The organism is Dactylosporangium sp. CS-047395 (genome assembly GCF_050942185.1).
Taxonomy (GTDB): Bacteria; Actinomycetota; Actinomycetes; order Mycobacteriales; family Micromonosporaceae; genus Dactylosporangium.
Map to the genome: position 1 here is coordinate 1,558,419 of NZ_CP192015.1, position 13,374 is coordinate 1,571,792.

A 13,374-nucleotide genomic window follows, 5' to 3' on the forward strand; every position below is an offset into this window, starting at 1 on the left:
TCTTCGGAGGGCCCCGCTTCGTGTCTACCGCGCGGCGTTGGCCCGGATCGCGTCGCGGATGTACGCCGCCAGGCCCGGATGGTCGGTGTCGTAGTTGGCGGTGAAGCGGGGGTCCGCGACGTACATGTCGCCGAGGCCCTGGTGGATCTCGAGCGAGCAGTCGTAGAACCACCGGCTGATGTGCTGCCGGTGCGCCTCGGCCAGGTCCATCGCCCGCGCGTCGGTGGCGGGCGTCCCGTCCTCGAACGCCGCGGCGAAGGCCCCGGTGTTCTCGGCCGCCTCCTGCTTGATCCGCTCCCAGTCGCTTTTCGTGTACTGCGCGGTGCGCCGAGCCGACTCCTTGTACGCATCGGTGGAGCCCCACCGCTGCTCGGCCTCCTCGGCGTGCTGGTCGGGGTCGAACTCACCGAACAGCTCGCGCTTCTCGTCGGGGGTTAGGTTCATCGTCATGCTCCCAGCGTGAAGTCTCCAGCCGCTGGAGAGTCAACCCCGTTGTTACCGTGACCCGGTGATCGAGTTTCTCGCACCCTACGTGGACCGCGGCGAACTTCCCGGCGCGGTCGCCGTCGTCGACCGCGGCGGCCGGACCGAGGTCGCCGCCGTGGGCTCGGCGGTCCTTCCCGGCGCGGTCGCCGTGGTCGACCGCGGCGGCCGGACCGAGGTCGCCGCCGTGGGCTCGGCGGTCCTTCCCGGCGCGGTCGCCGTGGTCGACCGCGGCGGCCGGACCGAGGTCGCCGCCGTGGGCTCGGCGGTCCTTCCCGGCGCCGCGATGACGCCCGACTCCATCTTCCGGATCGCCTCGGCCACCAAGCCCATCACGGCGGCGACGCTGCTGACCCTGGTGGACGACGGCGCGGTACAGCTGGACGCTCCCGCGCGTCAATGGCTCCCCGAGCTGGCGGCCCCGATGGTCGCGCGGACGCCCGACACCCTCGACCTCGTGCCCGCGACCCGGCCGATCACCGTCCACGACCTGCTGAACTCCACGACGGGCTGGGGATTCCCCTCCGACTTCGAGCTGCCGGCCGTCCAGGCGCTGTTCCCGGTCCAGCCCGACGGCCGCCGCGTCCGCGCGTTCCCGCCGCGCGACGAGTGGCTGCGACGGCTGGCCGGCGTGCCCATGCTCCATCAGCCTGGACAGGCCTGGTTGTACGACACGAGCTCCACCCTCCAGGGCGCGCTCATCGAGCGCGTGACCGGCCGCACGCTGGGCGAGGTGATGGCGGAGCGCTTCTTCGGGCCCCTCGGCATGCGCGACGCCGCGTTCCACGTCCCGGCGGCGAGCCTGGACCGGTTCACCGCCTGCTACCAGCTGGGCTCGGCCGGTCTCGAGCTCTACGACGCGCCAGCGGGCGACTTCGCGGCGCCGCCGGCATTCGAACTCGGCAACGGCGGCCTGGTCATGACCGCGGGCGACTGGGCGGCGTTCGGTCGCATGCTGCTGGCGGGCGGCGTCGCGCCGGACGGGCGGCGGCTGCTCTCGGAGGCGTCCGTGCGGGCGATGCTCACCGACCAGACGACGGCCGAACAGCGCGCGTCCGGGCTGCTTTTCTTCGAGGAGGGGCAGGGGTGGAGCTTCGGGGGGTCGGTGGACCTGGCGTCTTCCCCGCTGGGCCTTGTGCCTGGGCGCTACGGGTGGGTCGGGGGGACCGGCACGTCGGCGTTCGTGACGCCCTCTTCGGATACCGTCGCGGTGCTCTTTACGCAGGTCGCGATGGCGGGACCGGGGACGCCGGCGTGGATGTACGACTTCTGGCGCTACGTCGCGTCCTGACCGGCTTTTTCTCGCGGCGTGACAGGCCTTTTTCTCGCGACGTGATCGGCTTTTCTCTCGCGACGTCGCGGCGTGACCCGGCTGTTGTGGCGCTACGTCGCGGGGTGACCCGGGTTTCTGCGCTACGTCGCGGCGTGATCGACTTTTCTGGCGCGACGTCGCGGCAGGGATCGGCTTCCGGTGTTGCCGCGTGGCGTGCTCGATCTCTGGCGTCGCGGCGTGACGTGATCGACGAGAACGGCCCCGGCGGGCAGAGAGTTTCGCGCCGGGGCCGTTCGGTCGTCCGTGAGCTTCCGCGAGATCAGGAGCGCACGTAGTCCTTGTCGTCGCCGTACGGCTGCTCGGCGGCGTAGTCCTTGTCCCCGCCGTACGCCTTGTCCTCGCCGTACGCGTGCTCGTCGGCATACGCCTTGTCCGCGTCGTAGGCCTGGTCACCCTCGTACGCCTTCTCGCCCTCGTACGCCTTCTCGCCGTCGTAGTCCTTCGGCTCGTGGTCGTCGGCGTAGTGCTTCTGCTCGTCGTACGCCGGCTCGTGCCCTGCCTCGTAGCCGTGGACCCGCTCCTCGATGCGCTCGATGGCCTCGTGGATCTTCTCCTCGATGTCCCCGTGCGCGTCGTAGCCGGCCTTGTAGTCGCCGTCGTGCGCGTCGTAGCCCGCCTTGTAGTCGCCCTCGTGCGCGTGGGCGTCGTAGCCGGGCTGGTGCCCCGCGTCGTACGCCGGCTCGTGTCCCGCGTCGTAGCCCGCCTCGTACCCGTGCTCCTGGCCGGCGTCGTAGCCGCCGTCGTCGTAGTCGCTCATATCGCTCTCCTCGCCGGTATCGGGTATCGCTGACGCCGATGGACACGTCGCCCGCGCCGCCCCGGGTTCAGCCGCCGACGGTCAGGAGTGCGACACCGCCAGCCGCATCGCGCGCCCGCACAGCCGCCTCCGCGCGGACGCGGGTGAGCGCTCGACCACCCGCCGGCGGCCATCACGCGCCCGCGCACCCCGCCTCCGCGCAGCCCGCGCCCCCGCGCCCACGCCCGTGCAGCCGCGCCCGCGCAAGCCCGCCTCCGCGCGTCCGCGCAAGCCCGCCTCCGCGCGTCCGTGCAAGCCCGCCTCCGCGCGTCCGCGCAAGCCCGCCTCCGCGCGTCCGCGCAAGCCCGCCTCCGCGCGTCCGCGCAAGCCCGCCTCCGCGCGAGCCCGCCTCCGCGCGCCCGCGCAAGCCCGCCTCCGCGGGTCCGCACAAGCCGCCTCCGCGCGCCCGCGCGCGCCCGCCTCCGCGCGCCCGCGCAGTGAGCGCTCGACTACCCACCGCCGACCACTTCGAGGCGACAGCGCAAGCGCGCTGTGATCGCGCTCACTTGTTTGGGTACGTAGCGGGTGGGGCGGCGGGCCTACCATCGCGGGAAGAGGCCGTCCGCCCGGCCCCGTCGCGGTTCCCCCAGTGCGTGGCGGGCAGTGTCGCGCGCCCGCGCAGCCGACGCCGACCGAAGCCTGGAAGTCGAGGTCCGATGATCCTCCCTCCCGAACGCCCGGTGGTGCTCATCGCCGAGGAGCTGGCACCCGCCGCTCTCGAGGTGCTCGCCGACGACTACGAGGTCCGCCACATCGACGGAACCGACCGCCCCGCTTTGCTGGCCGCGCTCGCCGACGCGAGTGCCGTGATCGTTCGCAGTGCCACGCGCATCGATGCGGAGGCCGTGGGCGCGGCGCCGCGGCTCAAGGTCGTCGCCCGGGCCGGGGTCGGCCTGGACAACGTCGACGTGCCGGCCGCGACCGCGCGCGGCGTGATGGTCGTCAACGCTCCTACGTCCAACATCGTCTCCGCGGCCGAGCAGGCCGTCGCGCTGCTGCTCGCCGTCGCGCGCAATACGGCCGCGGCGTCGGCGGCGTTGAAGGCGGGGGAGTGGAAGCGCTCGAAGTACACCGGCGTGGAGCTGTCCGGCAAGGTCGTCGGCGTCGTCGGGCTCGGTCGCATCGGCGTGCTCTTCGCCCAGCGGATGGCCGCGTTCGGGGTCCGGCTGGTCGCCTACGACCCGTACATCCAGCCGGCGCGGGCCGCGGCACTGGGAGTACGACTGCTGGGGTTGGATGAATTGCTGCGGGAGAGCGACTTCATCTCGATCCACCTGCCCAAGACGCCGGAGACCGTCGGGCTGATCGGCGTGCGCGAGCTCGGCATCGTCAAGCCCGGCGTGCGGATCATCAACGCGGCGCGCGGGGGCCTCGTCGACGAGCAGGCGCTGGCCGACGCGATCGCCGACGGCCGGGTCGCGGGCGCGGGCATCGACGTGTTCAGCAAGGAGCCGTGCGTCGCGTCGCCGCTGTTCGCGTTCGACAACGTCGTGGCCACGCCGCACCTGGGCGCCTCCACGGTGGAGGCCCAGGACAAGGCCGGTCTGGCCGTCGCGCGCTCCGTCAAGCTCGCCCTCGACGGCGAGTTCGTCCCCGACGCGGTGAACGTGCAGGTCGGCGGCGTGGTCGCGGAGGAGGTGCGGCCGCTGCTGCCGCTGGCAGAGAAGCTGGGCGCCGTGTTCACCGCGGTCGCGGGCGGCATCGCGGCGTCGGTGACGGTCGAGGTGCACGGCGAGGTGGCCAAGCACGACGTGTCGGTCCTCAAGCTGGCCGCGACCAAGGGCCTGTTCGGCAGCGTGGTGGCGGAGCAGGTGACGTACGTGAACGCACCCCATCTGGCGGCCGACCGCGGCGTCGAAGTAGCACTCGCGGTCTTCACCGACTCCTCCGACCAGCCCAACCTGGTGACCGTGCGTGGAGCCCTGCCCGACGGGCGGGTAGCCTCGGTGTCCGGTACGTATGTCGCGGGCCCGCGCGAGGCGCTGAAGCTGACTGAGATCGACGGCTTCAGTCTCGAGCTGGCGGCCGACGGCGTGCTGCTGTTCTTCCGCTACGCCGACCGCCCCGGCGTGGTGGGCACGGTGGGGTCGATACTGGGGTCCGCGGGGGTCAACATCGCGGCGATGCAGGTCGCGCGGCGCGAGGCCGGCGGGGAGGCGCTCATGACGCTGACCGTCGACCAGGCGGTCGCGGCGGACCTGCTCGGCGAGGCCCAGCAGGCGATCGGCGCGACCGCGGCAAGCACGGCGGACCTGTCCGCCGACTAAGAGACTTTCCTCTTACGAGGGCGGGGAGCGTGGCGGCGCTCCCCGCCCTCATTCTCATTTCATGGGACGTGCGTCCACTGATTAGGACGGCGGCGTACGGTTGGGCGGTCTATCGAGAGGGGCGCGTGGTGGCGAAGATCGCGGTTGTGGCCGGTGACGGCATCGGCACGGAGGTGGTGGCGCAGGCACTGAAGGTGCTTCGCGTGGTGCTGCCCGGCGTCGAGACGACCGACTACGACCTGGGCGCCGCCCGGTACAACCGCACCGGCGAAGTGCTGCCCGACAGCGTCCTGGAGGAGCTGCGCGGCCACGACGCCATCCTGCTCGGCGCGGTCGGCGACCCCAGCGTCCCGCCGGGCGTGCTGGAGCGGGGCCTGCTGCTGAAGCTGCGCTTCGACTTCGACCAGTACGTCAACCTGCGCCCCTCCCGCCTCTGGCCCGGCACCACGAGCCCCCTCGCCGGGGTCAAGCCGGGCGAGATCGACCTCGTCGTGGTCCGGGAGGGCACCGAGGGCCTGTACGTCGGGTCCGGCGGCAACCTGCACCCCGGCACCCCGGCCGAGGTCGCGACCGAGGAGAGCCTCAACACCCGCCACGGCGTCGAGCGCGTCATCCGCGACGCGTTCGCCCGCGCGGCCAAGCGCGCGCGGCGCAAGGTCACGCTGGTCCACAAGACCAACGTGCTCACCCACGCCGGCGGGCTGTGGGCGCGGACCTTCAACGCGGTGAAGGCCGAGTTCCCGGACATCGAGACCGAGTACCAGCACGTGGACGCGGCGGCGATGTTCCTGGTGAGCAACCCGCAGCGCTACGACGTGGTCGTCACCGACAACCTCTTCGGCGACATCCTCACCGACATCGCCGCCGCGGTCACCGGCGGCATCGGCCTGGCCGCCAGCGGCTCGATCAACCCGGAGCGGGCGTTCCCGTCGATGTTCGAGCCGGTACACGGATCGGCTCCCGACATCGCCGGCAAGGGCGTCGCCGACCCGTCGGCCGCCGTACTGTCCACCGCGCTGCTGCTGGACCACCTCGGCAACCCCGAGGCGTCCGCGCGCGTCACCGAGGCCGTCGGCAACGAGGTCGCCACGCGGACGCCCGGCTCGGCGCTGTCGACCGACGCGATCGGCGACCGCCTGGCCGCCGCTGTCGCGTAGCAAGCGCCGCCGCGTAGCAAGACGCCGCGTGCTGGCTGCGATTGAACGTCCGTTCGGGTAAGTTGGCGGCACGGCACGCGCAGTGAGCGTGCCGCCGCGACCTTTTGTGGAGGCATGCATGAACGGCGGTGAAACGCTCGATTTCGAGATTCGTCCGAATCCGCAGCCCGTAGCCGCCGCGGAGCGATCCGCGCTCATGGTCAACCCGGGATTCGGCCGGATCTTCACCGACCACATGGTCACCGTGCGCTACGCCGACGGCAAGGGGTGGTACGACGCGCGCGTCGAGGCGCGCGCGCCCATCCCGATGGACCCGGCCAGCGCGGTGCTGCACTACGCGCAGGAGATCTTCGAGGGGCTCAAGGCCTACCGCGCGGCCGACGGCGGCGTGACGATGTTCCGCCCGGACGCGAACGCGGCCCGGTTCCGCAACTCGGCACAGCGCCTGGCCATGGCGCCGGTGCCCGACCGGCTGTTCCTGGACTCCCTCGAGCAGCTCATCCGGGCCGACCGGGACTGGGTGCCGACCGAGGCCGAGGGCAGTCTCTACCTGCGGCCCTTCCAGTACGCCAGCGAGGTCTTCCTGGGCGTGAAGCCGTCCTCGGAGTACCTCTTCGTGGTCATCGCCTCGCCCGTCGGCAGCTACTTCAAGGGCGGCGTGCAGCCGGTCAGCGTCTGGGTGACGCGCGACTACACGCGGGCGGCACCCGGCGGCACCGGCGCGGCCAAGTGCGGCGGCAACTACGCGGCGAGCCTCGTGGCCCAGGCCGAGGCCATCGAGCACGGCTGTGACCAGGTCGTCTTCCTGGACGCGGTCGAGCAGAAGTACGTCGAGGAGCTCGGCGGCATGAACGTGTTCTACGTCTTCGAGGACGGTTCGATCACGACGCCGCCGCTGTCCGGCTCGATCCTGCCCGGCATCACGCGCGAGTCGGTCCTGCGCCTCGCCGCGGACAAGGGGCATGCGGTGCGGGAGGAGCTGTACTCGTACGAGCAATGGCGCGCGGACGCGGCGTCCGGGCGGTTGCGCGAGGCGTTCGCGTGCGGGACGGCCGCCGTCATCACTCCCATCGGTACCGTCCGCGACGGCGACGGCGAGTTCACGGTCGGCGACGGCAAGGCCGGCGACGTGACGATGGGGCTGCGTGAACAGCTCGTGTCGATCCAGCGCGGCACCGCCCCCGACCCGTACGGCTGGGTGCATCGCGTCCTGTAATAAACCGTTCACAAGGGCGGCGCCGGGATTCGCTTCCGGCGCCGCTTTTGCCTTTTCGGACATTCCCGAATAGCCGATTCGGTGGGGATTTTCCCGCTCTTGACGGGTTCGCCGAACGCGCCTTCGGGGTGCCTCAGGCCGTCCAGCGACCCAGATTGGAATTGCGGCCGGCGCCCGGGCGCGTGCCGCGGGGCGACGGGCGGTCGTAGGCGAGCTGCAGCGCCTCCTCGGCCAGCTGCGCGTCCGCGCACGGCCAGAACGCCTTGCACTCGCAGAAGTTGTCGGTCCGCGGACGATGCGCGTCGTGCAGCGCCCGCGCGACGCGCCAGAGCATCGGATCGGCGCAGCCGACGGGCGGATCGACCGGCGGCTCGGCGGCCGGTTCTCGCGGAACTCCGTCGATCATGTCGCGCCCCCAATTGCCCGAGACCAAAAATGCGCACCCGATGTGCCGATTAGCCACAACGGTAACGGCGATCCCGCCCGGAACGCAGACACGCTGTGCGCAACTTGCACAGACGGGTTAAGCCGGACGTGGGGACAAAGGGGCAGAAATGCGTACGGGTGCCGGGGCCGCCACCCCGACACCCGTACAAGAGGAAAGCTCCTAGTCGGAAGCCGCCTCTGCATCGAGGGTTACCGCCAGCGCGTGTACAACCGCGGCGACGCGCAACACCTCGTCGACCGCTTCGCGGGACACCCCTGCACCACGAAGCGATCTTTCGTGCGATTCCAGGCACACCCCGCACCCGGTGATCGCGGATACTGCCACTGACCACGCCTCGACGTCGGCGGCGCCGACCCCGGGCGTGGAGGAGACCTGGCGGCGCAGACGCGCGGGCAGGCCCTGGTACGCCTCGTCACCGATCAGGTGCTTGGCGCGGAAGTAGACGTTGTGGAGGGCCATCCGCGACGCGACGGCCTTCGCGGCCTCGATCGCCTCCGGCTTGAGCCGGTCCGTGGCCTCGGCGGTGACCGCGCGGATCACCGGCACACTGCGGGTCGTCATCGCGCTCGCGAGCACGGCGCCCCACAGCTGCTGCTCGTCCAGCAGGTCCGTGGCGAGGACGGAGTCGAGGTTGATGAGCAGATCGCGCGCGTACGACGGGATGGTCGCCCTGAGCGTCTCCAGACCCACGTTCCTCACCCCCTCACCAACGGTGATCGACGCCCCCGAGCGGGACGCCGTGCCGAACTGGGTTCAACAGTGACCGACGCTCGTTACGGGGACGTGACGAACAGGGTGAATCGTGAAGCAGATCACCCCGGTTCTCAAAATCCGGAATCACGTGTCACGGATGGCGCATGCGTGGCAAGCTACCGAACGTGACTCGGCTCATTATTGGCCCCTAGCGCGCCCGGCATCCATCCGCCGGACGCGCAGACCTCTCGCATTTGCGGGGGGTCTTTTTGTTGGCCCCGATCCGCCGAGCCCAAGGCCCCCCTCTTCCCGCCAAAGGAGCACAACCATGCAGGTGTACGACACGACGCTGCGCGACGGGGCCCAGCGCGAGGCGATCAGCTACTCCGTCGTCGACAAGCTCGCGGTCGCACGACTGCTCGACGAGTTCGGCGTCGGCTTCATCGAGGGTGGCTGGCCCGGAGCCATGCCCAAGGACACCGAGTTCTTCCGGCGGGCGCGCACGGAGCTCAACCTCAAGCACGCCGTGTTCGTCGCGTTCGGCGCCACCCGCAAGGCCGGCATCCGCGTGCAGGACGACCCCCAGGTCCGCGCGCTGCTCGACGCCGAGACCCCCGCCGTCACGCTGGTGGCCAAGTCCGACATCCGCCACGTGGAGCGCGCGCTGCGGACCACCCGCGAGGAGAACCTCGCGATGGTGCGCGACACCGTCGAATACTTCGTCTCCGAGGGCCGCCGCGTCTTCCTCGACTGCGAGCATTTCTTCGACGGGTACCGTTTCGACCCCGACTACACCGCCAGCGTCGCCGCCGCCGCGCTCGCCGCGGGCGCGGAAGCGGCCGTCATGTGCGACACCAACGGCGGCATGCTGCCGTCCCTCATCAGCCGCACGATCGCCGAGGTCAAGGACCGCCTCGCGGTCGCCCTCGGGGTCAGCGCCGAGGAGGCCGTCGCGCGCCTGGGCATCCACTGCCAGAACGACACGTCCTGCGCGGTCGCGAACACCGTCGCCGCCGTCGAGGCCGGCGTACCGCACTTCCAGTGCACCGCCAACGGCTACGGCGAGCGCCCCGGCAACGCCGACCTCTTCGCCGTCGTCGGCAACCTGCAGCTCAAGCTCGGCATGCCCGTCCTACCGGAGGGCTGCATCGAGCAGATGGTGCGCGTCTCGCACTCCATCGCCGAGATCGCCAACATCGCACCCGACACCCACCAGGCCTACGTCGGGTCGTCAGCGTTCGCTCACAAGGCGGGCCTGCACGCGAGCGCGATCAAAGTGGATCCCGTGCTGTACAACCACATCGACCCCGTCGTCGTGGGCAACGACATGCGGATCCTGGTCACCGAGATGGCCGGCCGGGCCAGCATCGAGCTCAAGGCGCGCGAGCTCGGTGTCGACCTGGCCGGCAACCCGGAGGCGCTCTCCCGCGTCACGAACCGGGTCAAGGAGCTGGAGGCGCAGGGCTGGTCCTTCGAGGCCGCGGACGCGTCGTTCGAGCTGCTCGCACGCGCGGAGCTGGCCGAGGGCGCCGTGCCCAAGCCGTTCGCCCTGGAGTCGTACCGCGTGCTGGTCGAGCACCGCGAGGACGGCGCCGTGGTCTCCGAGGCGACCGTGAAGGTGCGCGTCCGCGGGGAGCGGGTCATCGCCACCGCCGAGGGCAACGGCCCCGTCAACGCGCTCGACGAGGCGCTGCGCGTGGCCCTCACCAAGCACTACCCGGAGCTCGGCCGCTTCCAGCTGGCCGACTACAAGGTCCGCATCCTCGAGGGCAGCCACGGCACGGGCGCGGTCACGCGGGTCCTCGTCGAGACCCACGCGACCGGGGACGACTGGACGACCGTCGGGGTGCACGAGAACGTCGTCGAGGCCAGCTGGCAGGCCCTCGTCGACGCGCTCACCTACGGCCTCTCGCACGCCGTGCGGGTCTGAGCCAGACGCGCGGGGGCGGCCCCGGGTGGGACCGCCCCCTGCTCGCTACGGGCACTTGTTCTGTTGATAAGCGGCAAGCGCGGCAGGATCAGGAACAAACCGCCAAACGCCGCTCTGGTACTTCACTGTGTTCTGCCCCGTCGTCTGCCCACTGCCGGCGACGGGGGTGTGCGTCCACTTGATCGTCGCCGTCGAATCGTCGACCGGCGTCACGCCGGTCACCTGGTATTGCCCCTGCTGTCCCGTGCAGGTGGCCACCAGCTCGATGTAGGCGTCCTTGCCGATCGATGCCTTGGCGTCATCGGTCCACAGGTCGTAGGCCCCGGCCCAGTCGCCCTCCGACAGGTTGTCGAACAGCTGCTCGGCCGCGACCTGCGCCGACTGCGCGTCCTGCGGCTGCGCGGTCACCTCCACCGTCGGCCGGTCGGACGGCGAGTCCGCCTCGTCGTCCTTGCTGTCCGAGCAGGCGGCCGCCGCGCTCAGGATCAGCGGCACGGCGATGGCGAGCGCGAGGCCGCGAAACGTTCGTGTCACCCATCTGCTCCAACGTGGTTCCGTTCGGGCGGGGGCCCGATACGTACGTGAAGGTACTCCCGGCCAACGAACCGCGTATAGCCGGAGGTACGCCTTCGGTACGTTCGGCCCGGTTTCTGGGTCTCTTTCGTTTTGCGCCGTTCGGCCGCTTTGCCGCCTGGGCAGCCGCTTCGCCGCTCCGGCAGCTTCTTTGGCTCTTCGGCTTCTTTACGGCCTGCGTCCCCCGCCTCGGCCTCTTTGCGGCGTGGGTTCCCGGTCTCGGCTTCTTGCGGCGTGGGTTCCCGGTCCCGGCTTCGTTGCTGCTGGCCCCCGGGTCGGCTTCGTTGCTGCTGGCCTCGGGAGTCGGCTTCGTTACTGCTTGGGCAGCACGAGTTCGGCGAACACGGCCTTGTGGTCGCTGGCCGGGATGCGGTGGACCGACACCTTCCGGACCCCCACGCGCTTGTCCGCCACCACGTGGTCCAGGACGACGCCGGGAATGAACCACCGTTCGTCGTACGGCCACGACGCCTCGAACCCCGCCCCCGCGACGTCCGCGGCGTCGCGGTAGCCCGTGTCGAGCAGCGCCCGGAACTTCTCGTGGTCCAGCGTCGCGTTGAAATCGCCGATGAGCAGGTTGACCGGCCCGTCCGGGGTGGCCGCGGGCTCCTGCAGGATGTCGCGCTCCCAGCACCCGGCCCCGTGCGCGGTCGCGGGCGCGCACGGATGCGCGGACTCGACCCGCACGTCCTTCGCGCCCGGGACCGCCACGCCCGCCTGCGCCTGGCCGAACGTCGAAGGAAACTGCCGGTATCCCAGGTCGGTCACCGGAAACCGGCTGTACACCGCCGACCCGGTCACGCCCGGACGCGGGTACGACACCGCGTTGGGCAGCACGGCGTCCAGCCCCGCCGAGTTGAGCGCCGCCTTGGCCTCCGGCGTGTACTCCTGCAACGCCACCAGATCCACGTCCAGCCGCTGCACGAGCCCGACGATCGTCGACGCGTCCGCGCCGCCCATGAGCATGTTGACGCTCAGCACCCGCAACCCCGGCCCGTCCTGCGGCTCCGGCGACGTGTCCGAGATCCACCGCGGCAACACACACGCCGCGAGCGCCACCGTCGCGATCGCCGTGATCAGCGCCGGCCAGACTCGCTTGGTCAGGACCGCGACCAGCAACGGCACCAACGAGGCGGCCGCGACATATGGTGTGAAAGCGATCAGTTGTACCGTCGGGAACCCACTGTCCAGCCCGAACACCCGAAACACGGCCCAGATCACGAACGGGATCGCCATCAGCCAGACCACGGCGCTCCACCACCGGCGCCGCCGAGGCCGCACCGGCTTCTCGGGCAGCAACGGCAGGGTGTCCTCCGTGGTGACCATCCCGCCAGCCTAGGCGAGCCACGCAACGAGCAGCCCGTTCGTCACACGACCTTCACGTCGCCTTCTTGTCGGTTCTTCCATGGCTCCCTTCTTCCGGCTTCCGCTGCATGGCTGCTTCGTCCCCGCGCGTCCTCGCGTCCCCACGCGTCTCGCGTCTCGCGCCCACGCGTCTCGCGTCTCGCGCCCACGCGTCCTCGCGTCTCGCGTCCGCGCGCCTTCTGTCTCGCGTCCGCGCGTTCTCGTGTCCTCTCGTGTCCTCGCGCGGTCGCGTCTCGCGTCCTCGCGCGGTCGCGTGGGCGGGGTGTGACCATTCGGGCAGCGTGGAAGAGCCGCCCGACGTCGCGCGGTGGCACTAGGCTCGGCATCCGTGCACCCGGTGTTGGCGCGGATCGGCCCGGTGGCGGTCCTGTCCCACGACGTCTTCGTCGCGCTCGGCGTCGGGGTCGCCGCCCTCGTGCTGCTCTGGGAGATCCGCCGGCGCCAGGCCCAGGACGAGCGCCTCTGGTACGTCCTGGCCGGCGCCCTCGTCGGCGGCGCCCTCCTCGCACGGCTGGGCACCTGGGCGCAGCACCTCGACCCGCGGGACAACGCGGGGCTGCTGGAGCAGTGGGCGTACGGCAACCGCAGCATCCTCTCCGGACTCCTCGGCGCCTACCTGGGCGCCCTGCTCGGCAAGCGGATCGGCGGATACCCGCACAAGACCGGCAACCTGTTCGCCCCCGCCGTCGCTGCGGGCATGGCGGTCGGCCGGATCGGCTGCCTCCTGGCCGAGCCGCCAGGCACCCCGACGAGCCTGCCGTGGGGCATCCGCCTCGACGACGCGCACGCCGCGGCCATGCACGTCCCCGCGAACGTGCCGCTGCATCCCTCGTTCGTGTACGAGATCCTGTTCCACATGGCCGCCTTCGCCGCCCTCGTCGCGCTGCGCGGACGCGTCACCGCGCCCGGGCGGCTGTTCACGTACTACCTCGCCGCGTACGCCGCGTTCCGCTTCGGCGTCGAGTTCGTGCGCGGCAACGAGGTCGTCTGGGGCGGCCTCACCCGCTCCCAGCTGTTCCTGCTGGGATTGCTGCCGCTGACCGTCGCCCGCTTCGCCTGGACACACACGCGCGGTCGCCCCGTGGAGGTCACATGAGCTGGACGCACCGGCGC

Annotated in this window: 12 protein-coding genes; 6 read left to right on the forward strand and 6 right to left on the reverse strand. The window is 71.3% G+C overall.

Going from position 1 to position 13,374, the window contains the following annotated elements:
* Positions 1 to 24: 24 nt before the first annotated feature.
* Positions 25 to 450, reverse strand: coding sequence for a TipAS antibiotic-recognition domain-containing protein (locus tag ACQP00_RS07150; protein WP_433216114.1), 426 nt, complete (start codon positions 448 to 450; stop codon positions 25 to 27).
* 58 nt (positions 451 to 508) lie between these two features.
* Here ACQP00_RS07150 and ACQP00_RS07155 point away from each other — a divergent pair, with 58 nt between their 5' ends.
* Entirely contained in the window at positions 509 to 1,774 is a 1,266-nt protein-coding gene (locus ACQP00_RS07155; RefSeq protein ID WP_433216117.1) for a serine hydrolase domain-containing protein, read from the forward strand.
* Between the two features lie 301 nt (positions 1,775 to 2,075).
* On the opposite strand, the gene ACQP00_RS07160 is transcribed toward ACQP00_RS07155, so the two are convergent.
* Positions 2,076 to 2,573 (reverse strand): hypothetical protein, encoded by a 498-nt coding sequence (locus ACQP00_RS07160; protein WP_433216120.1) that lies wholly within the window; start codon positions 2,571 to 2,573, stop codon positions 2,076 to 2,078.
* Positions 2,574 to 3,268: 695 nt separating this feature from the next.
* On the opposite strand from ACQP00_RS07160, the gene serA reads away from it, so the two are divergent.
* The 3 genes from serA to ACQP00_RS07175 all read left to right on the forward strand — a co-directional run bounded on the left by serA (position 3,269) and on the right by ACQP00_RS07175 (position 7,252).
* Positions 3,269 to 4,879: a phosphoglycerate dehydrogenase gene (gene serA / locus ACQP00_RS07165; protein WP_433216122.1), complete on the forward strand. Its 1,611-nt coding sequence runs from the start codon at positions 3,269 to 3,271 to the stop codon at positions 4,877 to 4,879.
* 128 nt (positions 4,880 to 5,007) lie between these two features.
* A complete protein-coding gene (locus ACQP00_RS07170; protein ID WP_433216125.1) occupies positions 5,008 to 6,036 on the forward strand; it encodes a 3-isopropylmalate dehydrogenase in 1,029 nt (342 codons plus the stop codon).
* A gap of 118 nt (positions 6,037 to 6,154) precedes the next feature.
* Positions 6,155 to 7,252: a branched-chain amino acid aminotransferase gene (locus ACQP00_RS07175; RefSeq protein WP_433216128.1), complete on the forward strand. Its 1,098-nt coding sequence runs from the start codon at positions 6,155 to 6,157 to the stop codon at positions 7,250 to 7,252.
* Between the two features lie 133 nt (positions 7,253 to 7,385).
* Here the strand turns inward: ACQP00_RS07175 and ACQP00_RS07180 are convergent, their stop codons facing one another.
* Complete coding sequence (locus tag ACQP00_RS07180; RefSeq protein WP_433216131.1) at positions 7,386 to 7,658, reverse strand: hypothetical protein; 273 nt, start codon at positions 7,656 to 7,658, stop codon at positions 7,386 to 7,388.
* Positions 7,659 to 7,859: 201 nt separating this feature from the next.
* Positions 7,860 to 8,399: a carboxymuconolactone decarboxylase family protein gene (locus tag ACQP00_RS07185; RefSeq protein WP_433216134.1), complete on the reverse strand. Its 540-nt coding sequence runs from the start codon at positions 8,397 to 8,399 to the stop codon at positions 7,860 to 7,862.
* A 322-nt stretch (positions 8,400 to 8,721) separates the two neighbouring features.
* Here ACQP00_RS07185 and cimA point away from each other — a divergent pair, with 322 nt between their 5' ends.
* Positions 8,722 to 10,323 (forward strand): citramalate synthase, encoded by a 1,602-nt coding sequence (gene cimA, locus ACQP00_RS07190; protein ID WP_433216137.1) that lies wholly within the window; start codon positions 8,722 to 8,724, stop codon positions 10,321 to 10,323.
* Between the two features lie 45 nt (positions 10,324 to 10,368).
* Here the strand turns inward: cimA and ACQP00_RS07195 are convergent, their stop codons facing one another.
* Together ACQP00_RS07195 and ACQP00_RS07200 are read right to left on the reverse strand one after the other, a co-directional pair.
* Positions 10,369 to 10,857 carry a hypothetical protein gene (locus ACQP00_RS07195; RefSeq protein ID WP_433216140.1) on the reverse strand — a complete coding sequence of 163 codons (489 nt, stop codon included), beginning with the start codon at positions 10,855 to 10,857 and terminating at the stop codon, positions 10,369 to 10,371.
* Between the two features lie 351 nt (positions 10,858 to 11,208).
* Positions 11,209 to 12,222, reverse strand: coding sequence for an endonuclease/exonuclease/phosphatase family protein (locus tag ACQP00_RS07200; RefSeq protein WP_433216142.1), 1,014 nt, complete (start codon positions 12,220 to 12,222; stop codon positions 11,209 to 11,211).
* Between the two features lie 367 nt (positions 12,223 to 12,589).
* Between ACQP00_RS07200 and ACQP00_RS07205 the strand changes: the two genes are divergently transcribed.
* On the forward strand, positions 12,590 to 13,357 hold the full coding sequence (locus tag ACQP00_RS07205; RefSeq protein ID WP_433216145.1) for a prolipoprotein diacylglyceryl transferase: 768 nt from the start codon (positions 12,590 to 12,592) through the stop codon (positions 13,355 to 13,357).
* Positions 13,358 to 13,374: the final 17 nt, after the last annotated feature.